This window comes from Methylobacterium sp. 13MFTsu3.1M2 (assembly GCF_900112625.1).
Classification (GTDB): domain Bacteria; phylum Pseudomonadota; class Alphaproteobacteria; order Rhizobiales; family Beijerinckiaceae; genus Methylobacterium.
In genome coordinates, this window is record NZ_FOMM01000028.1 from 62,891 (window position 1) to 84,271 (window position 21,381).

General features: G+C 68.8%; 16 protein-coding genes and 1 tRNA gene. 2 read left to right on the plus strand and 15 right to left on the minus strand.

The genetic code is table 11. The features are described 5' to 3' along the window. Positions 1–113 precede the first annotated feature (113 nt). Positions 114–986, plus strand: coding sequence for a LysR family transcriptional regulator (locus BM314_RS24645; protein ID WP_091980882.1), 873 nt, complete (start codon positions 114–116; stop codon positions 984–986). A gap of 6 nt (positions 987–992) precedes the next feature. Here BM314_RS24645 and greA read toward each other — a convergent pair whose 3' ends face one another. Continuing rightward, positions 993–1,466 (minus strand): transcription elongation factor GreA, encoded by a 474-nt coding sequence (gene greA, locus BM314_RS24650; RefSeq protein WP_091980884.1) that lies wholly within the window; start codon positions 1,464–1,466, stop codon positions 993–995. A gap of 129 nt (positions 1,467–1,595) precedes the next feature. On the opposite strand from greA, the gene BM314_RS24655 reads away from it, so the two are divergent. After that, positions 1,596–2,405 (plus strand): class I SAM-dependent methyltransferase, encoded by an 810-nt coding sequence (locus BM314_RS24655; RefSeq protein WP_091980886.1) that lies wholly within the window; start codon positions 1,596–1,598, stop codon positions 2,403–2,405. Between the two features lie 12 nt (positions 2,406–2,417). On the opposite strand, the gene BM314_RS24660 is transcribed toward BM314_RS24655, so the two are convergent. The 14 genes from BM314_RS24660 to BM314_RS24725 form a co-directional block, all read right to left on the minus strand. Beyond that, a complete protein-coding gene (locus tag BM314_RS24660) occupies positions 2,418–3,404 on the minus strand; it encodes an acrylyl-CoA reductase (NADPH) (RefSeq protein WP_091980888.1) in 987 nt (328 codons plus the stop codon). Positions 3,405–3,478: 74 nt separating this feature from the next. Beyond that, entirely contained in the window at positions 3,479–4,063 is a 585-nt protein-coding gene (locus BM314_RS24665; protein WP_091980891.1) for a hypothetical protein, read from the minus strand. A 212-nt stretch (positions 4,064–4,275) separates the two neighbouring features. After that, positions 4,276–5,373 carry a cell wall hydrolase gene (locus BM314_RS24670; RefSeq protein ID WP_056526330.1) on the minus strand — a complete coding sequence of 366 codons (1,098 nt, stop codon included), beginning with the start codon at positions 5,371–5,373 and terminating at the stop codon, positions 4,276–4,278. A 425-nt stretch (positions 5,374–5,798) separates the two neighbouring features. Continuing rightward, the gene (rpoC, locus tag BM314_RS24675; protein ID WP_026605423.1) at positions 5,799–10,010 is read right to left on the minus strand and encodes a DNA-directed RNA polymerase subunit beta'; all 4,212 of its coding nucleotides are present in this window, start codon (positions 10,008–10,010) and stop codon (positions 5,799–5,801) included. A gap of 176 nt (positions 10,011–10,186) precedes the next feature. Next, on the minus strand, positions 10,187–14,311 hold the full coding sequence (gene rpoB / locus BM314_RS24680) for a DNA-directed RNA polymerase subunit beta (RefSeq protein ID WP_091927687.1): 4,125 nt from the start codon (positions 14,309–14,311) through the stop codon (positions 10,187–10,189). A 245-nt stretch (positions 14,312–14,556) separates the two neighbouring features. Then, on the minus strand, positions 14,557–14,934 hold the full coding sequence (gene rplL, locus BM314_RS24685) for a 50S ribosomal protein L7/L12 (protein WP_020096227.1): 378 nt from the start codon (positions 14,932–14,934) through the stop codon (positions 14,557–14,559). A gap of 49 nt (positions 14,935–14,983) precedes the next feature. Further along, positions 14,984–15,502 carry a 50S ribosomal protein L10 gene (gene rplJ / locus BM314_RS24690; protein ID WP_026605422.1) on the minus strand — a complete coding sequence of 173 codons (519 nt, stop codon included), beginning with the start codon at positions 15,500–15,502 and terminating at the stop codon, positions 14,984–14,986. Positions 15,503–16,041: 539 nt separating this feature from the next. After that, positions 16,042–17,685 (minus strand): B12-binding domain-containing radical SAM protein, encoded by a 1,644-nt coding sequence (locus BM314_RS24695; protein WP_091980893.1) that lies wholly within the window; start codon positions 17,683–17,685, stop codon positions 16,042–16,044. A gap of 264 nt (positions 17,686–17,949) precedes the next feature. Then, positions 17,950–18,648 carry a 50S ribosomal protein L1 gene (gene rplA / locus BM314_RS24700; protein ID WP_020096224.1) on the minus strand — a complete coding sequence of 233 codons (699 nt, stop codon included), beginning with the start codon at positions 18,646–18,648 and terminating at the stop codon, positions 17,950–17,952. Positions 18,649–18,659: 11 nt separating this feature from the next. After that, on the minus strand, positions 18,660–19,109 hold the full coding sequence (gene rplK, locus BM314_RS24705) for a 50S ribosomal protein L11 (protein ID WP_010686899.1): 450 nt from the start codon (positions 19,107–19,109) through the stop codon (positions 18,660–18,662). 226 nt (positions 19,110–19,335) lie between these two features. Then, positions 19,336–19,869, minus strand: coding sequence for a transcription termination/antitermination protein NusG (gene nusG / locus BM314_RS24710; RefSeq protein ID WP_012320778.1), 534 nt, complete (start codon positions 19,867–19,869; stop codon positions 19,336–19,338). A 76-nt stretch (positions 19,870–19,945) separates the two neighbouring features. Continuing rightward, a complete protein-coding gene (secE, locus tag BM314_RS24715; protein WP_091980895.1) occupies positions 19,946–20,242 on the minus strand; it encodes a preprotein translocase subunit SecE in 297 nt (98 codons plus the stop codon). A 182-nt stretch (positions 20,243–20,424) separates the two neighbouring features. Continuing rightward, positions 20,425–20,501 (minus strand) — tRNA-Trp (locus BM314_RS24720). 177 nt (positions 20,502–20,678) lie between these two features. Then, positions 20,679–21,381: EF-Tu C-terminal domain-related protein (locus BM314_RS24725; protein WP_244540027.1), on the minus strand; the 703-nt coding region annotated here is incomplete at its 5' end.

The following is a 21,381-nucleotide window of genomic DNA, read 5'->3' on the forward strand; positions in this document are numbered from 1 at the left end:
GGACGGCCGACCGAATCGTCGGCCGGCGGATGGCCCCTGCATCGCGCATTTGCCGCCTTGCAAGAATGCGCCGACATGCAAGACTGATCTTGCACAGATGCAAGGTTCGGGGCGTGGCGCTCGATTGGGACGAATTCCGGTTCGTGAAGGCGGTGGCCGATCGGGGCGGCCTGACTGCGGCGGCGGCCGAACTGGGCATCAATCACTCGACGGCGTTCCGGCGCCTCGCCGCCCTGGAGGCGCGGCTCGGCGCGCGCCTGTTCGAGCGGCTGCGCACGGGCTACGTGCCGACCGCCGCCGGGCAGGCGATGATCGAGGCGGCCGGGCGCATCGAGCTGGACGTGGCACGGTTCTCCCGCGCGGTGGCGGGACAGGGCGAGACACCCTCCGGCGAGCTGCGGGTGACCGCGCCGGCGGGCTTCGCCGCCGAGCTGCTGATGCCGATGCTGGCGAGCTTCGCGGCGCGCTACCCGGAGATCCGGATCGAGCTCATCCTCGCCGAGGCGACGCTGAATCTCTCGCGCCGGGACGCCGACGTGGCGATCCGGATCAGCCGGGAGCCGAGCGAGACCCTGGTCGGGCGCCGACTCGCCCTCACCGCCTGGGCGGTCTACGGACGAGCCGATCGCACCTACGGCGACCTGGCCCGCGAGGACTGGATCAGCCCGGGTCCGGTGGTGGCGGGAGGGATGCTCACCCGGTTCGTCGAGGCCCGGGCGCCGCCCGACCGCGTCCGCCTCCGGATCAACGCGGTGATGGGCCTGGAGGCGGCGGTGGAGGCGGGCCTCGGCATCGGCCCGCTCCCCTGCTTCACGGCCGACGTCAACCCGGCGCTGCGACGCCTGTCCGGGCCGCATCCGGAACTCGGGGCAGATCTCTGGATCCTGACGCATCCGGACCTGCGCCACGCGGCGCGGGTCCGGGCCTTCATGGAGCACGTCGCCGAGGCGTTGCTGCCGCTGCGGGCGCGCTTCGAGGGGCGATGACCCGCCTCAGCGGATCTCGACCACCTCGACCTCGTGGTCGTTCACCTCGACCACGTCACCGATCGTCTTGCCGGTGATCGCCCGGGCCAGCGGTGCCACGTACGAGATCGAGCCCTTGTGCGGGTCGGCCTCGTCCTCGCCGACGATCCGGAAGGTCTGCCGGGTCTCCTTGCCGGACTCGTCCTCGCGGACCACCGTGACGGTGGAGCCGAACTGCACGGTGTCGCCACCCTTGGGCTCCACGAGCTGCGCGGTATTCTTCCGGGCCGCCCAGTAGCGCAGGTCGCGCCCGATGCGGGAATCCTCCGCCTTGTCGGCGGGGTCCAGCGAGGCGACCTCCTTTTCCAGACGCGCGACCTCGGCCTCGATCTGCGCGAGCCCCTCCGGCGTGACGAAGTTCGTGTGCGGCGAGATCGGCCGATCCGGCAGATTCTCGAACGCTTCCCCACCCTCGGGCTCTTTGACGAATGCGACGCTCATAAAGACGCCAACACGCGAGGTACGGCGAAGGTTCCCGCGCGACCGCGTTTCGGCCGGCCCGGCGTTTTCGCATTGGCGCGGGACGGGCACCGCTCGCTAGACTCTCGGGCGAAACACCCGGAGCCGTCGATGTCGTCCCTGTCCGCCGCCGAGGCCGTCGCCGCCAACCGCCAGGCCTGGGATGCCTCCGCGCCGCTGCACCGGGACGACCCGTCGTGGGATCGGCTCACGCGGTCCTTCGCGCAGGATCCCGGCTTCTCCTGCTTCGACCCGCCGATGGAGGCGGCCCTGCGGGCGATCGGGCTCGCCGGGGCCTCCGTCGCGCAGCTCTGCTGCAACAACGGGCGCGAGACGGTGTCGCTGATGAATCTCGGCGCCCGGTCGGCGACCGGGTTCGACCAGTCGGAGGCGTTCCTCGCTCAGGCCAGGGAGCTCGCCGGCATCGCCGGGCGCGACTGCCGCTTCGTCGCGGGCGACGTGCACGCGATCGAGGCGCGCTACGACGGCGCCTTCGACCTCGCGGTGATCACCATCGGCGTGCTGGGCTGGATGCCCGACCTGCCGCGCTTCCTCGCCGTGGCGGCGCGTCTCCTGCGCCCGGGCGGCCGGATCCTCGTCCACGAGGAGCATCCCGTCGTGAACATGTTCGAGCCGCGGGCGGAGCAGCCGCTCCTGGTCCGGCACTCCTATTTCCGCACGGCGCCGTTCGTGGGCGAGGACGCCATCGTGTACGGCGACGGGCCGGCCCCGCGGGTCGGACCGCATTACTGGTTCGCCCATCCCGTCGGGATGCTGATCGAGAGCCTGATTGGTGCCGGCCTCGCGATCGAGCGGTTCCGGGAGTTTCCTGACAACATCAGCAGCACGGCCTGCGACGTGCTCGCCGCCGACCGGCTCCTGCCGATGAGCTACCTGCTCCAGGCCCGGAAAGCCGCCTGACGGGCGCCGGACCTACGCCACCGTCACCACGGTCCGGCCACGGACCCTGCCGGCCAGGATCTCGTCGCCGAGCCGGCCGACCTCCTCCAGGCGGACCGTACTGGTCATGGCGGCGAGCTTGCCGAGGTCGAGCTCGCGGGCGAGGCGCGCCCAGGCCGCGCGGCGCTTCGGCTGCGGGGTGGTGACGCTGTTGATGCCGAGGAGCGACACGCCGCGGAGGATGAAGGGCGCCACCGAGGTCGGCAGGTCCATGCCCTGCGCCAGCCCGCAGGCCGCGACGGCGCCGTCTGCCCGGGTCATGGCGAGGACGTTGGCGAGGGTCGTGGAGCCGACGGCGTCGACGCCCGCGGCCCAGCGCTCCTTGCCCAGGGGCTTGCCGGGCTTCGACAGTTCGGCCCGGTCGAGGATCTCGGCCGCGCCGAGCCCCTTCAGGTAGTCCGACTCGCCGTCCCGGCCGGTGGAGGCGATCACGTGCCAGCCCGCCCGGGCGAGGAGCGCCACCGCGACGGAGCCGACGCCGCCCGAGGCGCCGGTGACGATCACCGGACCGTGCTCGGGCGTCACGCCGTGGGCGTCCAGCGCCATGCAGCACAGCATCGCCGTGTAGCCGGCGGTGCCCACCGCCATGGCCTGCTCGGCCGTGAGTCCCTGAGGCAGTGGCACCAGCCAGTCGCCCTTGACCCGGGCGCGCTGCGCGTAGGCGCCGAGATGGGTCTCGCCGACGCCCCAGCCGGTGAGCACGACCGCGTCGCCCGGCCTGTATTCCGGATGGTCCGAGGTCTCGACGATCCCGGAGAAGTCGATGCCCGGGATCATCGGGAAGCGGCGCACCACCGGCGACTTGCCGGTGAGCGCGAGGCCGTCCTTGTAGTTCAGGGTCGAGTGCGTCACCCGCACGGTGACGTCGCCGTCCATCAGGTCGGCGTCGTCGAAATCCCTGAAGGCGAGGCTCTGGCCGGCCTCGCCCTTGTCGACCACCCAGGCCTTGAACGTCCCCATCGACACCTCCCGTGCTGCGCGGTGAGGTGTGGCCGGGACGCCCGGAATCAAGGCGGAAGGCGGTCGTTACCGGCTCAGTATCCCTCGTACCGGCTGCCCGTGTAAAAGCCGAGACCGACGCCAATATCCGACGAGCTGGCCCCGGTGATGCCGAGGGCGTCCGGGATGGAGCCGACGAGCGGCCCACCGTAGGCCGCGGGCCGGTAGCCGTAGCCCCCGCCGATCGGCGCCCAGCCGGCCCGGGCCGGCGCCACCAGGACGCGGCGGCTGACGCTGGCGTATTCCGGCGGGATCGTCTCAGGGATCGTCTGTGCCGGGCGGACCAGCACGGTCCGGGTGCGGACCGCGAAGCGCGGCGGCGCGGTCACCCAGCAGCCGATCAGCTCGCCGCCGGGGCCGCGGCTGGTCTGCCAGTAGCGGCCGCCGGGCGAGACCATCACGCGCTCCGACACCGTGTCGTAGACCGGCGGCGTGGTGCGGTAGACCGTGCGGGGCGGGCGCACCAGCACGTTCTCCTGCACGGTGTCGTAGACCGGCGGCGTGACGACGCGGCGATAGCATTCGGAGCCGTAGCAGCCGCCGGCCTGGGCGGGTGCGGCGAGGAGCGCGCCGCCGAGGGCGGCGGCGAGGAGAGCGGTGCGAGCGACCGGCGCGGTCATGGAAGTCCTCTGATACGCATTACTACGAGACGCGGCGCGGACGCGGCGCTCGTCTCGACGTACCAGAGGCCAGACTCGTTGCCCGGCGCGCAAGCATTATCGGGAACGAAGGTAAAATTAACCCTTGGTTTCGACTGCTTAGGCGTCGCCTACCTAGGTAGCATTGTTCGGATCTTGGACAGTCTCTCTTATGAAGTCCGGTCCGGCCCGGGTCAGGTCTGGCCGGCCCGGAGCTGGTAGAAGATGTGCCGGCCGATCACGTCCATCTTGCGCAGGCGGCGGGCCCAGCCCGGACGCACGTAGTCGGCGTGGTAGTGGGTCGCGGCGCCGACCTCCGCGAGGTAGGTCCGGCCCTCGATCACCGAGCGGGCGATGCGGGTGGCGGATTCCCAGGCGCCGGCATCGGTGATGCGCAGCGACTTGCCCTCGCAGGCGAAGGAGAACTGGCAGCCCATGTAGTGGTGCCGGTTCTGGTACACGACGCCGCAGACGCTCGCCGGGTAGAGGCCGCTCTTCACCCGGTTGAGCACCACCTGGGCGACGGCGGCCTGGCCGGCCTCGGGCTCGCTCCGGGCCTCGAAATAGACCGCCTCGGAGAGGCAGCGCTGTTCCTTGTCGAGGGCGTTCGGGTCGATCAGGTCGGCGTAGCGCCGGCGCGCGTCCTCGGGCACCGGCTGGGCGCTGTCGGGGCGCTCGGTACGGATCGCGAAATCGGGGAGCGCGAGGCTCGCCGCGGCGATCTCGACGGGGATGGCGTCGGCGGGCGCCGGCGTCGTGGAGGACAGCGCGATGGCCCGCGGCACCGGCGGGGTCGAGCCGTCGAAGCGCTCGGGGCCGCCATCCTCGGTGAGGTCAGCCGTCCCCGCGCCCGTGGAGGCGGCGGTGCCGCTGCCGGTGGTGAGGCCGAGATCCGGCACGGGGACGAAGGCGGCCTCCGGCTCGGATTCCGGGTCCCAGATCGCGGAGCCCTGCGTCAGCACTCCGGTGACGCTGCCGGTAACGTCACCGAACACCAGGGCGCCGCCCGCCTCGCGCAGGTTCGCGGCCCGGCGCGCGAAGCTCTCGGCCGGCGGCCGGGCGGGGTCGCCCTTGCCGGCCCGCTGCACGACCGGGAAAACGTGCGCGCCGGTCTTGAAGGTCGCCTGGGGCGGCTCGTCGCCGAGGCGGCGGAGGGCCGATCCGATCAGCAGGGTGCCGGGCGGCAGCGGCGGGACCGTGTCGGCATCGATCACCCCGAGCCGGCTCGCCCCGATGGCGTTCTCCGTGCCGGCGTCGGCGGTGAACGACACCAGCAGGCCCAGACCGACCATCCAGGGCGTCAGGGCGGCCGAGAGCCAGCGCAGGCTCGATTCCCGTCCTCGTCTCGTGCCCACGACGCCAGACCCGCACTCACGCACCCGAACCGGCCCGATCCTCCCCGTTTCCAGGGTGTTTCTGCGACCGCGCCGAATTTATCGCGCGGTATGGTTGAGCTGCCGTTAAGGCCGGACGGTCGCGCGTGTCTCGATACGGTTTCGGGGTTGCAGTCGACACTGCCGGGCCCGTCATCACGAGCGCAGCGAAGTGACCCAGGGCAGCGGGACGCCTTCCAGCGTGGCGCGACACTGGGTTGTTTCGCTGCGCTCGCAAAGACGGCGTTCGAGTTGGTGAGGGGACACGGCCGGACAAAGGCAGGCCGGAACGAGAAAGGGCGGCCCGAAGGCCGCCCTCTCCCAACTCAGTCCTGCCGACGGCCTCACTCGGCGGCGGCGGGCGGAAGCTCCTCGACCGGCATGGCGCCGCTCTCGGCCTGCTTCTGCTGCAGGATCATCGCGTCGCGGCGGCGGGCGATGGAGCGGATATCCGCCACCATCGAGCCCGTGCCGGCCGGGATCAGCGACCCGACGATGACGTTCTCCTTCAGGCCCTCCAGGGTGTCGACCTTGCCGTTGACCGCCGCCTCGGTGAGGACGCGGGTGGTCTCCTGGAACGAGGCCGCCGAGATGAACGACTTGGTCTGCAGCGACGCCTTGGTGATGCCGAGCAGGACCGGAACGCCCTGGATCGGCTTCTTGCCCTCGGCGAGCAGCTTCTCGTTGAAGTCGGTCAGCTCCGTGCGATCGATCTGGTCACCCGAAAGGATGTCCGAGTCGCCGCCGTCGGTCACTTCGACCTTCTGCAGCATCTGACGGACGATCACCTCGATGTGCTTGTCGTTGATCGACACGCCCTGCAGCCGGTAGACCTCCTGGATCTCGTTGACGAGGTAGGCCGCGAGTTCCTCCACGCCCTTGATCGCCAGGATGTCGTGCGGGGCCGGGTTCCCGTCGACGATGTAATCGCCGAGCTCGACCACGTCGCCGTCCTGCAGGTGGATGTGCTTGCCCTTCGGGATCAGATACTCGACCGCCTCCGAGCCGTCATGCGGCGTCAGCGTGAGCCGACGCTTGTTCTTGTAGTCGCGGCCGAACGCGATGGTGCCCGACTTCTCGGCGATGATCGCCGCGTCCTTCGGGCGCCTTGCCTCGAACAGCTCCGCCACCCGCGGCAGACCGCCGGTGATGTCGCGAGTCTTGGCCGAGTCGGTCGAGACGCGGGCGAGAATGTCGCCGGCATTCACCTTCGCGCCGGGATCGAAGCCGATGATGGCGTCGACCGGAAGGAAGTAGCGGGCGTCCGAGCCGCGGGGCAGCTTAAGCGCCTTGCCGTCCCGATCGACCACGACCATCGCGGGCTTGAGGTCAGAGGTCCGGGCCGAGCCGCGCCAGTCGACGACGACGCGCTTGGCGATGCCGGTCGACTCGTCGGTGGTCTCGGTCATGGACTGGCCGTCGACCAGATCCTCGTAGGCCACGATGCCGTCCACCTCGGTGAGGATCGGACGGGTGTAGGGATCCCACTCGGCGATCCGCTGCCCGCGCTTGATCTTGTCACCCTCATCGACCCGGAGCTTGGCGCCGTACTGCAGGCGATGGACCGCCCGCTCGACCCCGTCCGACCCGACGACCACCACCGCCACGTTGCGGCCGGTGGCGATCAGATCGCCATCGGAGTTCTTGGCGATCGCGCGGTTGCGGATCTTGATCGTGCCCTCGAAGCTCGACTCGATGAACGACGAGTCGGCGATCTGGGCCGCACCGCCGATGTGGAAGGTGCGCATCGTTAGCTGCGTGCCCGGCTCGCCGATCGACTGCGCCGCGATGACGCCGACGGCCTCGCCCATGTTGACGGGCGTGCCGCGGGCGAGGTCGCGCCCATAGCAGGTGGCGCAGACGCCACTCTTGGTGGCGCAGACGAGCACCGAGCGGATCTTCACCTCCTGGATGCCGGCGGCGTTGATCGCCGGAAGGTGCCGCTCCTCGATGGTCTCGCCGGTCTTGACGATCACCGTGCCGTCCGCGGCCACCAGATCCTCGGCCGTGGCACGGCCCAGGATGCGGGTGGCGAGCGTCGCCACGACCTGGCCGGCATCCACGATGGCGCGCATCTTGATGCCGTTGGTCGTGCCGCAATCGACCTCGCGGATGACGGCGTCCTGGGCCACGTCGACGAGGCGGCGGGTCAGGTAGCCGGAATTCGCGGTCTTCAAAGCGGTGTCGGCCAGGCCTTTACGGGCACCGTGCGTGGAGTTGAAGTACTCCAGAACGTCCAGGCCTTCCTTGAAGTTCGAGATGATCGGGGTCTCGATGATCTCGCCCGACGGCTTGGCCATGAGGCCGCGCATCGCCGCGAGCTGCTTCATCTGGGCAGGCGAGCCGCGGGCACCCGAGTGGCTCATCATGTAGATCGAGTTGACCTGCTTGTCGGCCCCGTGCTCGTCCTTCTGGACGGCCGAGATCCGGCCCATCATCTCGGCGGCCAGCTTGTCCGAGCACTTCGCCCAGGCATCGACGACCTTGTTGTACTTCTCACCCTGGGTGATCAGGCCGTCGTTGTACTGCTGCTCGTAATCCTTCACGAGCGCGCGGGTCGTGTCGACGATCGACCACTTGTTCTCCGGCACGACCATGTCGTCCTTGCCGAACGAGATGCCGGCCTTGAACGCGTGGTTGAAGCCGAGCGCCATGATCCGGTCGCAGAAGATCACCGACTCCTTCTGACCGCAGTGGCGGTAGACGGTGTCGATCATCGCCGAGATCTCCTTCTTGGTCATCAGCTTGTTGACGACGTCGAAGGGCACCTTGGCGTGCTTCGGCAGGGCGCCGGAGAGGATCACGCGGCCGGGGGTGGTCTCGTAGGTCTTGGTCAGGGGCTCACCGTCCGGGCCGATACCGGTCCAGCGCCACTTGATCTTCGAGTGCAGCGACACGGCCTTGGCGGCGAGAGCGTGCTCCAGCTCGCCCATGTCGCCGTAGACGCCCTGCATCGGGTTCTTGGTGTTGCCCGGCTTGAACTCGCCCGGCGCGCCCTCGGCCACGATCGACAGGTAGTAGAGGCCGAGAACGATGTCCTGCGACGGCACGATGATCGGCTGACCGTTGGCCGGGTGCAGGATGTTGTTGGTCGACATCATCAGGACGCGCGCTTCCAGCTGCGCCTCGAGCGACAGCGGGACGTGCACGGCCATCTGGTCGCCGTCGAAATCGGCGTTGAACGCGGCGCAGACCAGCGGGTGCAGCTGGATCGCCTTGCCCTCGATCAGCTTCGGCTCGAAGGCCTGGATGCCGAGGCGGTGCAGCGTCGGCGCGCGGTTCAGCATCACCGGGTGCTCGCGGATCACCTCATCCAGGATGTCCCAGACCTCCGGCTTCTCCTTCTCCACGAGCTTCTTGGCCTGCTTGACGGTGGCCGAGAAGCCCTTGGCGTCGAGGCGGGCGTAGATGAACGGCTTGAACAGCTCCAGCGCCATCTTCTTGGGCAGGCCGCACTGGTGCAGCTTCAGCTCCGGACCCACCACGATGACCGAGCGGCCCGAGTAGTCGACGCGCTTGCCGAGCAGGTTCTGGCGGAACCGGCCCTGCTTGCCCTTGAGCATGTCGGCGAGCGACTTCAGCGGGCGCTTGTTGGCACCCGTGATGACGCGGCCGCGGCGGCCGTTGTCGAACAGGGCGTCGACGGCCTCCTGCAGCATCCGCTTCTCGTTGCGGATGATGATGTCGGGCGCGCGCAGCTCGATCAGCCGCTTCAGGCGGTTGTTGCGGTTGATGACGCGGCGGTAGAGGTCGTTGAGGTCGGAGGTCGCGAAGCGGCCGCCGTCCAGCGGGACCAGCGGGCGCAGGTCCGGCGGGATCACCGGCACGACCGTGAGGATCATCCATTCCGGCTTGTTGCCGGACATCTGGAAGGCCTCGATGATCTTGAGCCGCTTCAGGAGCTTCTTGGGCTTCAGCTCCGAGGTGGTGACGGCGATCTCCTCGCGCAGATCGTTGGCGATCTTGTCGAGGTCCAGCTCCTGCAGGATGCGCCGGATGGCCTCGGCGCCGATCATGGCGGTGAACGAGTCCTCGCCGTACTCCTCCTGCGCGCGCAGATACTCCTCCTCCGACAGGAGCTGACGCTCCTTCAGGGGGGTGAGGCCCGGCTCGATGACGCAGTACGACTCGAAGTACAGGATCCGCTCGAGGTCCTTGAGCGCCATGTCGAGCAGCAGGCCGATGCGGCTCGGCAGTGACTTCAGGAACCAGATATGCGCGACGGGGGCGGCCAGCTCGATGTGGCCCATGCGGTCGCGCCGGACGCGCGCGAGGGTGACCTCGACGCCGCACTTCTCGCAGATGACGCCCTTGTACTTCATGCGCTTGTACTTGCCGCACAAGCACTCGTAGTCCTTGATCGGCCCGAAGATGCGCGCGCAGAACAGGCCGTCGCGCTCGGGCTTGAAGGTCCGGTAGTTGATGGTCTCGGGCTTCTTGATCTCACCGTACGACCAGGAGAGGATCTTCTCCGGGGACGAGATCGAGATCTTGATCTGATCGAAGCTGACCGGCTGGGCCTGCTGGTTGAAAAGGTTCATGACCTCTTGGTTCATGATCCGCTCCTTGTTGACGCCGGCAGCCCCGCGCCGGGCCACCGCGTCCTGAAAAAGATCCGGCGCCGCGCCCCGCGCGGGCGCTGCTCACCGTCGTCGAACCCCGGAAGGCCCCTCCCCTTCCCGCTCGACCGTGGCGGCGGGCAACCGCCGCCACGGGAGGTGTGGTCTCTCTCTTACTCGGCCGCGTCGGCCGGGGGCTCAAGCTGGTCGTTGGCGGCCTTCTTGGAGGACGTCAGCTCGACGTTGAGGCCGAGCGAGCGCATCTCCTTGACGAGCACGTTGAACGACTCGGGGATGCCGGCCTCGAACGTGTCGTCGCCGCGGACGATCGCCTCGTAGACCTTGGTGCGGCCGGCCACGTCGTCCGACTTCACCGTCAGCATCTCCTGCAGCGTGTAGGCCGCGCCGTAGGCCTCCAGCGCCCAGACCTCCATCTCGCCGAAGCGCTGGCCGCCGAACTGCGCCTTGCCGCCCAGCGGCTGCTGGGTGACGAGCGAGTACGGGCCGATCGACCGGGCGTGGATCTTGTCGTCCACGAGGTGGTGCAGCTTCAGCATGTAGATGTAGCCCATCGTCACCTTGCGGTCGAAGGGCTCGCCGGTCCGCCCGTCGTAGAGCGTCGACTGCGCCGAACGGTCAAGACCGGCCATCTCCAGCATCTGCTCGATGTCGGCCTCCTTGGCGCCGTTGAAGACCGGCGTGGCCATCGGCACGCCGCGGCGGACGTTGTTGCCGGCCTCGGCCAGCTCCTCGTCCGTCAGGCCGTCGAGCTCGCCCGGGGAGTAGATCGCCTTCATCTCCTCTCGCAGCGGCGCGATGTCCTGCGACTTCAGATAGGCATCCACCGCCTTCGACACCTTGCGACCCAGGCCCGCAGCCGCCCAGCCGAGGTGCGTCTCCAGGATCTGGCCGACGTTCATGCGCGAGGGCACGCCCAGCGGGTTGAGCACGATGTCGGCATGCGTCCCGTCCTCCAGGAACGGCATGTCCTCGATCGGCACGATCCGCGACACGACACCCTTGTTGCCGTGACGGCCGGCCATCTTGTCGCCCGGCTGGATCTTGCGCTTCACCGCCACGAAGACCTTGACCATCTTCATGACGCCGGGGGGCAGCTCGTCGCCGCGCTGCAGCTTCTCGACCTTGTCGAGGAAGCGCTGCTCGAGGCGCTTCTTCGACTCGTCGTACTGCTTCTGCATCGCCTCCATCTCGGTCATGAGACGGTCCTCGATGACGGCGAACTGCCACCATTGCGAGCGCGGGTAGTCGTTGATCAGCTCGCGGGTGAGCGTGGTATCCTTCCGGAAGCCCTTCGGGCCGGCCACCGGCGCCTGGCCGATCAGCACGTCCGCGAGGCGGGCGTAGGTGTTGCGGTCGAGGATCGCCTGCTCGTCGTCGCGGTCCTTGGCGAGGCGCTCGATCTCCTCGCGCTCGATCGCCTGGGCGCGCTCGTCCTTGTCGACGCCGTGGCGGTTGAACACGCGGACTTCCACGATGGTCCCGGTGACGCCCGGCGGCACCCGCAGCGAGGTGTCGCGCACGTCCGAGGCCTTCTCGCCGAAGATGGCGCGGAGCAGCTTCTCCTCCGGCGTCATCGGGCTCTCGCCCTTCGGAGTGATCTTGCCGACGAGGATGTCGCCCGCGTTCACCTCGGCACCGATGTAGACGATGCCGGCCTCGTCGAGGTTCTTGAGCGCTTCCTCGGAGACGTTCGGGATGTCGCGGGTGATCTCCTCCGGCCCGAGCTTGGTGTCGCGGGCCATCACCTCGAACTCCTCGATGTGGATCGAGGTGAACACGTCATCCTTCACGATCCGCTCGGAGAGCAGGATCGAGTCCTCGAAGTTGTAGCCGTTCCACGGCATGAACGCGACGAGCACGTTCCGGCCGAGCGCCAGCTCGCCGAACTCGGTCGAGGGACCGTCGGCGATGATCTCGCCCTTCTTGACGAACTCGCCGACGCGGACCAGCGGCTTCTGCGTGATGCAGGTCGACTGGTTGGAGCGCTGGAACTTCTGCAGCCGGTAGATGTCGACGCCCGGCTTGTTGGCGTCGGCCTCCTCGGTGGCGCGGATGACGATACGAGTGGCGTCCACTTGGTCGACGATGCCGGCCCGGCGGGCCGCGATGGCGGCGCCGGAATCCCGGGCGACCACCGCCTCCATGCCGGTGCCCACGAACGGGGCGTCGGCGCGGACGAGCGGCACCGCCTGGCGCTGCATGTTCGAGCCCATCAGCGCCCGGTTGGCGTCGTCGTTCTCGAGGAACGGGATCAGCGCCGCGGCCACCGAGACGAGCTGCTTCGGCGACACGTCCATGAGGTCGACGCGCTCGGGACCGACGACGATCACCTCGCCGGCCCGGCGGCAGACCACGAGGTCCTCCGTGAGCTTGCGGTTCTCGTCCATCTGGGCGTTCGCCTGGGCGACGTAGTACTTCGCCTCCTCCATGGCCGAGAGGTAGGCGACCTCGTCGGTGACCACGCCGTCGCGCACGCGGCGGAACGGGGTCTCGATGAAGCCGTACTTGTTCACCCGCGCGAAGGTGGCGAGCGAGTTGATCAGGCCGATGTTCGGGCCTTCCGGCGTCTCGATCGGGCAAATGCGGCCGTAATGGGTCGGGTGCACGTCGCGCACCTCGAACCCGGCGCGCTCGCGGGTCAGACCGCCCGGGCCCAGCGCCGAGAGGCGGCGCTTGTGCGTCACCTCGGAGAGCGGGTTGGTCTGGTCCATGAACTGCGACAGCTGCGACGAGCCGAAGAACTCGCGCACGGCCGCGGCCGCGGGCTTCGCGTTGATCAGGTCCTGCGGCATGACTGTGTCGATGTCGACCTGGCTCATGCGCTCGCGGATGGCGCGCTCCATGCGCAGGAGGCCCAGGCGGTACTGGTTCTCCATGAGCTCGCCCACCGAGCGGACGCGGCGGTTGCCGAGGTGGTCGATGTCGTCGACCTCGCCCTTGCCGTCGCGCAGCTCCACGAGCGCCTTGACCACCGCCAGCATGTCCTCCTTGCGGAGGGTGCGCACGGTGTCGGCGGCGTCGAGGTCGAGGCGCATGTTCATCTTCACGCGGCCGACCGCCGAGAGGTCGTAGCGCTCGGAGTCGAAGAACAGCGAGTGGAACATCGCCTCGGCGGTCTCGAGGGTCGGCGGCTCGCCCGGGCGCATGACCCGGTAGATGTCGAACAGCGCGCCCTCTCGGTTGGAGTTCTTGTCCACCGCCAGCGTGTTGCGGATGTAGGGGCCGATGTTGACGTGGTCGATGTCGAGCACCGGCAGCTCGGTGATCCCGACCTCCTCCAGGCTCTTCAGGAGCTTGTCGGTGACCTCCTCGCCGGCCTCGGCCCAGATCTCGCCGGTCTGCACGTTGACGAGGTCCTCGGCGACGTACTGGCCGACGAGATCCTCGTCGGTCGCCTTGAGGAACTTGGTGCCCTTCTCGGTGATCTGGCGGGCGTTGCGGGCATTCAGCTTCTTGCCGGCCTCGAGCACGACCTCGCCGGAATCGGCGTCGATCAGGTCGACGGTCGCCTTCATGCCCTTCATGCGCTCGGCGTCGAACGGCACGCGCCAGTCGGCGCCATCCCGGTCGTAGACGACCTTGTTGTAGAAGGTCGACAGGATCTCCTCGCCGTCGAGACCCAGGGCGTAGAGCAGCGACGTCGCCGGCAGCTTGCGCTTCCGGTCGATGCGGACGTGCACGATGTCCTTGGCGTCGAACTCGACGTCGAGCCAGGAGCCCCGGTACGGGATGATGCGGGCGGCGAACAGGAGCTTGCCCGAGGAGTGGGTCTTGCCCTTGTCGTGGTCGAAGAACACGCCCGGCGAGCGGTGCATCTGCGAGACGATGACGCGCTCGGTGCCGTTGACGATGAAGGTGCCGTTCTCCGTCATCAGGGGCATGTCGCCCATGTAGACGTCCTGCTCCTTGATGTCCTTGACGGACTTCGCCTGGGTGTCCGGATCGACGTCGAACACGATGAGGCGCAGCGTGACCTTCAGCGGGGCCGCGAAGGTGATGCCGCGCTGGCGGCACTCGTCGACGTCGTATTTCGGGGCCTCGAAGGTGTAGCGCACGAACTCGAGCAGCGCCGTGGAGGCGAAGTCGGAGATCGGGAACACCGACTTGAACACGCTCTGCAGCCCCTCGTCGGCGCGCCCGCCCTCGGGCTCGTCGACCATCAGGAACTGGTCGTAGGACGCCTTCTGAACCTCGATGAGGTTCGGCATCTCGGCAACTTCCTTGATCTTGCCGAAGAACTTCCGAATGCGCTTGCGACCGACCAGCGTGTTGGCCATGTGACCTCGCTCCTACCCGCGTGCCTCGCGCCCGGGGAAGCGTTCCCGAAAGGGACCTCCCGCACCGGGCCGTGACGCTCGCCCCGCCGAGCCGCGCCACCGAACCGAATCTCTTGCCGGTCCCGTTCCAGGACCATCCGCCGAAGCGGCCTAAAGCCCGCGGGCGCTGACCCGCGGGCTCCGGTCACGACAGGCTCGCGCGGAGCCTTCGTGGGGTGATGGGCCGGGACCGGCCCATCGTCGACTTACTTGAGCTCGACCTTGGCGCCGGCCTTCTCGAGCTGGGCCTTGAGCTTCTCGGCCTCGTCCTTGGCGACGCCTTCCTTGATCGGCTTCGGCGCGCCCTCGACCAGGTCCTTGGCCTCCTTGAGGCCGAGGCCGGTGATCGCGCGGACCTCCTTGATGACCTCGATCTTCTTGTCGCCGGCGGAGGCGAGGACGACCGTGAACTCGGTCTGCTCCTCGGCGGCGGCGGCGGCGCCACCGGCGGCCGGGCCGGCGGCCACGGCGACGGCAGCGGCGGCCGAGACGCCCCACTTCTCCTCGAGCATCTTGGCCAGGTCAGCGGCCTCGAGCACGGTCAGCGAGGACAGGTCGTCGACGAGCTTGGCGAGATCAGCCATTTTGAATTCCTCTCAGATATCGGTTTGAACGGATGGATTTTGAAGGGCCTCAGGCGGCCTCGTCCTTGTTGGCATAGGCCCCGAACACGCGGGCGAGCTTCGCCGCCGGCGCGTTGACGACCTGAGCGATCTTGGTCGCGGGCGCCTGCACGAGGCCCACGATCTTGGCGCGCAGTTCGTCGAGGGACGGGAGCGAGGCGAGCGCCTTCACGCCGTCCGGGTTCAGGGCGGTCTTCCCCATCGCGCCGCCGAGGATCACGAGCTTGTCGTTGACCTTGGCGAAATCGACCGCGACCTTCGCGGCAGCGACCGGATCGCCGGAATAGGCGAGCAGGGTCGGGCCCTTCAGGAGCGGCTTGATGGAGGCGACGTCCGTGCCATCGAGTGCGATGCCGGCGAGGCTGTTCTTGGCGACCTTCACGGTGGCGCCGGCCTGCTTCATCTGCGCGCGCAGCTTCTGCATGTCGGCGACCGTGAGGCCCTTGTAGTGGGCCACGACGACGACGGCGCTCTGATTGAACACGCCGTTGAGCGTCGAGACGAGATCAGCTTTAGCTGTCCGGTCCACTGGGCTCTCTCCGGTTGGCGGAACCCGGTCTCGGGTCCGCCGGTTGCACATGCCGCCCGGACGTGGTCTCGGCCTTCAGGAAGACCGGGAACGTCCGAACGACGCTTCGCGGCCCTGTCCCCGCGCGTGCCCCTTCGGGCCGCCTCGGGCGAGTTGGTTCAAACCGACACCCCTCCGCGGCCGGGGCCGGGGCGAGGCTTTTCGAATTCGGTCTTCCCCGTCTGTGCAGGCTGGCGGATTAAGCCGGCGAACCGGCACCTGCAGTCTCGGACAGGACATGGCCGGACAAGGCTCCGCGGGACTCGTCGCCCCTGGGATCCTTCCGGCCAGTGCCACCCGGTTGCCCGGGCGACATTTCGAGCGGAAACCGGCCGATCGGCCGCTCTCCTTCCGTGAGGATGAAATGCGTGAGGCGCGGTGTATAGAGCCTAGCAAGCCGCCTGCCAAGGGCCGGAGCGCGACTTTTCCGCCGCAGGCAAGGACTTGCGCGGGTACCCTGCCGCCGCTGCATCGCTCGGGGCCCTTCCCGGGATCCCCGGCTAGGCCGCCTCGCGCTCCGGCACCAGCTTGCGCCGCGCGGTCTCCCACCAGCTGCGGTCGCGGGCGGCCTTCGCCTCCGCGGCCTTCGCGGCGTAGAACGAGGCGTTGTGCTCGCCGCGCAGGGCCTCGCGGGTGAAGCGGATCAGGTGGTGGGCCACGAAGCCCATGTTGAACACCGCCTCGATCTGCCCGCGCTTCAGCGCGTAGCCGGCCGCGCTCCAGAACGGCCTGCGGTAGTCGGAGAAGATCCCGACGCGGGTGATGATGTTGAAGCCCAGGATGAGGCCGCGGCGCAGGTTGGTGAACGTGAGCTTGCCGGCCGTCGGCGTGGTGATGCGGTTCGGGTAGGTCACCGCGCACTGGTGCTTGAAGCGCTCGAAGATCTTCTCCGGCTCGTAGGCGTGCGCGATCGCCCGGCGCCAGCTGCTCACCACCGAATCGTGGGGGCGCTTGAACAGGACGTTCGACTCGAGGCTGGCGTCGTGGAGGAGCCGGCCCTCGCGCTCCAGCCGGTCCCAGAGCGGGGTCTTGGGCAGGGCCTGGAGCAGGTTGATGGTCAGGACCGGGATCGCCGAGCGGTCGATGAAGTCGATCAGGTTCTGCTCGGATTTGTCGGTGTCCGAATCGAGGCCCAGGATGATGCCGGAGGTCACCTCGAGCCCGTAGGAATTGAGGGTCTCGATCGCCTCGTACATCGGCACGGCGGCGTTGTGGGTCTTGTCGATGCCCTTGAGGGCGTCCGCCTCCGGGGTCTCGATCCCGACGAACACCGTCATGAAGTTGGCCTGCCGCATCAGCTCCAGGATCTCGGGCTGCTTGGCCATGTTCAGCGTCGCCTCGCAGGCGAACTGGAGCGGGTAGTTGTTCCGCTTCTGCCATTCCACGAGGTGCGGCAGCATCTCGCGGGTCGCCTTGCGGTTGCCGATGAAGTTGTCGTCGACGAAGTAGACCACCGCCGGGTGGCCCGGCTGGCTGACGATGGCGTCGAGCTCGGCGCACATCTGCTCCGGGCTCTTCAGGCGCGGCTGGCGACCATAGAGCTGCGGGATGTCGCAGAACTCGCAGCGGTAGGGGCAGCCCGAGGAGAATTGCAGGGAGCCGATCAGGTAGCGCTTGAGCGGCGCCGCCTCGTAGGCGGGAGCCGGGAAGTCCGCGAGCGGGAGGCGATCCTTGGTCTCCAGCACCACCTGGGCGGGCGGCGGCGTGAGGTCCGCGTCGAGGCGGGCGACGAGCTGGTCGGTGGCGTCGCCGATCTCGCCGATATGGAGGTAGTCGAAGTCGCCGTACTTCTCAGGCGCGCCCGAGACCGAGGGGCCGCCCAGCACCGTCACCTTCCCGGCCGCGCGGGCGCGGTCGCGGATATCGTGGATCTGCGGCTCCTGGATGTGCATCCCGGAGACGAAGACCGCGTCGGCCCAGGCGAAGTCGGCCGGGCCCGCGCGGCGGATATTCTCATCGATGAACCGGCATTCCCAAGCCTCCGGCATGTAGGCCGCGATCAGCAGCAGCCCCTGCGGCGGCATGAACGCCTTCACCCCGCCCATCAGCGGGTAGGCGTGGGAGAATGTCCCGAAGGACGGCGTGTAGGCGGGAAAGACGCACAGGATGCGTCGCTTGGAGGTGACCGTCAGGGTGCATCGCATGCCGGCCTATCTAGCACAGCCGCGGCCGTTGGCGCCCCCCTCGGCGGTTAAGAATGGCGTGAGGGACGCAGGTTCGGGCCGGCCCATCGCGGCTTGTCTTCCTGTCGCGTCGCCGACCGTATTCCGCACCTGCCTCGCGCCCTGGACAGGCCTGCGTCGGAGACAGGTCCGAGACAGGGACGAGGACCGATCCCGCTCCCGCGAACGCAGAGCGCCCGGCCGTTCCCGGCCGGGCGCTCCGCAGCGTCGACGATTCGTCCCGCCTCAGGCGGTCAGGACCGTGTTCGGCTCGACCTTCACGCCCGGGCCCATCGTCGAGGTGACGGCGATGCGCTGGACGTAGGTGCCCTTGGCGCCCGCGGGCTTCGCCTTGGCGACGGCGTCCGCGAAGGCCTTGATGTTCTCGACGAGCTTGTCGGCGTCGAACGACACCTTGCCGACGCCGGCATGGACGATGCCGGCCTTCTCGACGCGGAACTCGACCGAGCCGCCCTTGGCGCCGGCGACGGCGCCCTTCACGTCCATGGTGACGGTGCCGACCTTCGGGTTCGGCATCAGGCCGCGCGGGCCCAGCACCTTACCGAGACGGCCGACCAGCGGCATCATGTCGGGGGTCGCGATGCAGCGATCGAACTCGATCTTGCCGCTCTGCACGATCTCGAGGAGATCCTCGGCGCCGACGATGTCGGCACCGGCGGCCTTGGCGTCGTCCGCCTTGGCGCCGCGGGCGAAGACCGCCACGCGCACCGTCCGGCCGGAGCCGTTCGGCAGGTTGCAGACGCCGCGGACCATCTGGTCGGCGTGGCGGGGATCGACGCCGAGGTTCATCGAGACCTCGACGGTCTCGTCGAACTTCGCGGTCGCCCGCTCCTTGACCAGCTTGATCGCCTCGTCGAGCGCGTAGAGCTTGGTCGCCTCGATGCCCTCGCGGGCGGCGCGGATGCGCTTGCCTTCCTTAGCCATGCTGCCCTCCCTTACGCGACGACTTCGAGGCCCATGGCCCGCGCGGAGCCACGGATCATCGCGACGGCCGACTCGACCGTGTCGCAGTTGAGGTCGGGCATCTTCTTCTCGGCGATCTCGCGAAGCTGCGCCTCGGTGATCTTGCCGACGGTCGGGCCCTTGCCCGGGGTCTTGGAGCCGGAGGCCGGCTTCTTGCCGAGCTTCAGGCCGACGGCCTTCTTCAGGAAGAAGGTGACCGGGGGCTGCTTCATCTCGAAGGTGAAGGAGCGGTCCTGATACGCGGTGATGATCACCGGGATTGGGGTGCCCTTCTCCATCTGCGCGGTCTTCGCGTTGAAGGCCTTGCAGAATTCCATGATGTTGAGGCCGCGCTGACCGAGCGCGGGGCCGATCGGCGGCGACGGGTTGGCGGCGCCGGCCGGGACCTGAAGCTTCACGTAGCCCGTGATCTTCTTCGCCATGGGACTGCTCCCAATGAAAATCCGCCCCCGTGCGGCCTGAAGCGCGGCGGGTCGGACGGTTGCAGGTCGCGGTGCGAGCCGTGGATCCCGGAGGCGAAGCCGGGCGGTTCTCCCGCGGATGGTGCCGCGCTCTCAGCGGAACGCGGCGGCTTCGCGGTCCCCGCACCCGGTGGGGATGCGGCGACCGGAACGGACGGGCGGCCGGAGGGCCGCCGCGATCGGGGGCTCAGGCCTTCTCGACCTGGGCGTATTCGAGCTCGACCGGCGTGGCGCGGCCGAAGATCGACACGGCCACCTTGAGGCGGGAGCGGGCGTCGTCGATCTCCTCGACGGTGCCGTTGAAGCTGGCGAACGGGCCGTCGGCGACCCGGACGGTCTCGCCGATCTCGAAGGAGATCGAGGGCTTCGGCCGGTCGACGCCCTCGGCGACCTGGCCCTTGATCCGCTCGGCCTCGGCGTCCGGGATCGGCACCGGCTTCGACTTGTCGGCCCCGAGGAAGCCCGTGACCTTCGGGGTGTTCTTGATCAGGTGGTAGACCTCGTCGGTGAGGTCGCACTTCACCAGCACGTAGCCGGGGAAGAACTTGCGCTCGGCGTCGACCTTCCGGCCGCGGCGGACCTCCACGACCTTCTCGGTCGGGACCATCACCTCGTCGAACAGCTCGGTCAGCCCGCGCTGGGCCGCCTGGTCCTTGATGGACTGGGCGACCTTGTTCTCGAAGTTCGAGTAGGCGTGGACGATGTACCAGCGCTTCGACACGGTTCCGTTCAACTCCGACAAGTCCCCGGGGTCACCCCCGATCGGCGGCGAGCCGCCCCCAGACGCCCAGGATTTCTCAGACGCCCAGGATCAGGCCGACCAAGAAGCGCAGGGCCTGATCCACGACCGTGAAGAACAGGCTCGCGGCGACGACCATCACGAACACCATGATGGTCGTGATCGTGGTCTCCCGGCGGGTCGGCCACGTGACCTTGCGGGCCTCGTCGCGCACCTGGGCGAAGAACTCGCCCGGCGTGGCGCGCTTCTGCGGCGCGCGGGCGGGGGTCGCGGGCCGGGCGGGCGGCGGATTCACGGGACCGCGGGCCGCGCCGCGCACCAGGTCCACCTTCTTGGTCGCTTCGTTCGATGCCATGGCGCCAGTGTCTGTGCGTGTTCGGCCCCGAGGCAGAGACCGCATCCGGGAATGCGAATGTCGGCGCCGAGGACCCGGATGGGCCCGCACCGACGGTCGCTTCAGATCTCGGATTGCGCCCGCTCTAGCGCAACTCCCCCGGCTTGTCGACCGGGCCGCCGCGCGGGATCGGGCTGAATGTCTGGCAGGAGTGGAGGGACTCGAACCCGCAACCTCCGGTTTTGGAGACCGGCGCTCTGACCAGTTGAGCTACACTCCTAGCGCACCGCCCAATGCCCCATCGCGGCGCGGCTTGCAAGGGGTCGCTTGCGGGAAGCGGGCGGGAAGCGGCGCCGACAGGACCCCGCCGGCCCGAAACGACGACGCCGGCCCCCGTCGAGACGGGAGCCGGCGTCGGAGAGGCGGGGCGGCGCGCGGCGCCGTCCCGGATCGATCGTCAGTCGTTGATGGCGGCGACGACGCCGGCGCCGACGGTTCGGCCGCCCTCGCGGATGGCGAAGCGCAGCTTCTCCTCCATGGCCACCGGCACGATCAGCGCCACGTCCATGGTCACGTTGTCACCCGGCATCACCATCTCGGTGCCCTCCGGCAGCGTGCAGATCCCGGTCACGTCCGTGGTCCGGAAGTAGAACTGCGGCCGGTAGTTGGTGAAGAACGGCGTGTGGCGGCCGCCCTCCTCCTTGGTCAGGATGTACGCCTCGGCCTTGAACTTCGAGTGCGGCTTCACCGAACCCGGCTTGCACACGACCTGGCCGCGCTCCACGTCCTCGCGCTTCGTGCCGCGCAGCAGCACGCCGACGTTGTCGCCCGCCTGCCCCTGGTCGAGCAGCTTGCGGAACATCTCCACGCCCGTCACCGTCGTCTTGGTGGTCGCCCGGATGCCGACGATCTCGACTTCCTCGCCCACCTTCACGATGCCGCGCTCGACGCGACCCGTCACCACCGTGCCGCGGCCCGAGATCGAGAACACGTCCTCGATCGGCATCAGGAACGGCATGTCGATCGGACGCTCCGGCTGCGGGATGTAGCTGTCCACGGTCGCCATCAGCGCCAGGACCGCCTCCTTGCCGATCTTCGGCTCCTTGTCCTCGAGCGCCATCAGCGCCGAGCCCTTGGTGATCGGGATGTCGTCACCGGGG

Bases quoted from the DNA above. Each gene is read 5' to 3' on its own strand.
- greA (WP_091980884.1), bottom strand. From the start codon at position 1,466: ATGAGCGTCGCATTCGTCAAAGAGCCCGAGGGTGGGGAAGCGTTCGAG.
- BM314_RS24655 (WP_091980886.1), top strand. From the start codon at position 1,596: ATGTCGTCCCTGTCCGCCGCCGAGGCCGTCGCCGCCAACCGCCAGGCC.
- BM314_RS24660 (WP_091980888.1), bottom strand. From the start codon at position 3,404: ATGGGGACGTTCAAGGCCTGGGTGGTCGACAAGGGCGAGGCCGGCCAG.
- BM314_RS24665 (WP_091980891.1), bottom strand. From the start codon at position 4,063: ATGACCGCGCCGGTCGCTCGCACCGCTCTCCTCGCCGCCGCCCTCGGC.
- BM314_RS24670 (WP_056526330.1), bottom strand. From the start codon at position 5,373: ATGGTCGGTCTGGGCCTGCTGGTGTCGTTCACCGCCGACGCCGGCACG.
- rpoC (WP_026605423.1), bottom strand. From the start codon at position 10,010: ATGAACCAAGAGGTCATGAACCTTTTCAACCAGCAGGCCCAGCCGGTC.
- rpoB (WP_091927687.1), bottom strand. From the start codon at position 14,311: ATGGCCAACACGCTGGTCGGTCGCAAGCGCATTCGGAAGTTCTTCGGC.
- rplL (WP_020096227.1), bottom strand. From the start codon at position 14,934: ATGGCTGATCTCGCCAAGCTCGTCGACGACCTGTCCTCGCTGACCGTG.
- BM314_RS24695 (WP_091980893.1), bottom strand. From the start codon at position 17,685: ATGCGATGCACCCTGACGGTCACCTCCAAGCGACGCATCCTGTGCGTC.
- rplA (WP_020096224.1), bottom strand. From the start codon at position 18,648: ATGGCTAAGGAAGGCAAGCGCATCCGCGCCGCCCGCGAGGGCATCGAG.
- rplK (WP_010686899.1), bottom strand. From the start codon at position 19,109: ATGGCGAAGAAGATCACGGGCTACGTGAAGCTTCAGGTCCCGGCCGGC.
- secE (WP_091980895.1), bottom strand. From the start codon at position 20,242: ATGGCATCGAACGAAGCGACCAAGAAGGTGGACCTGGTGCGCGGCGCG.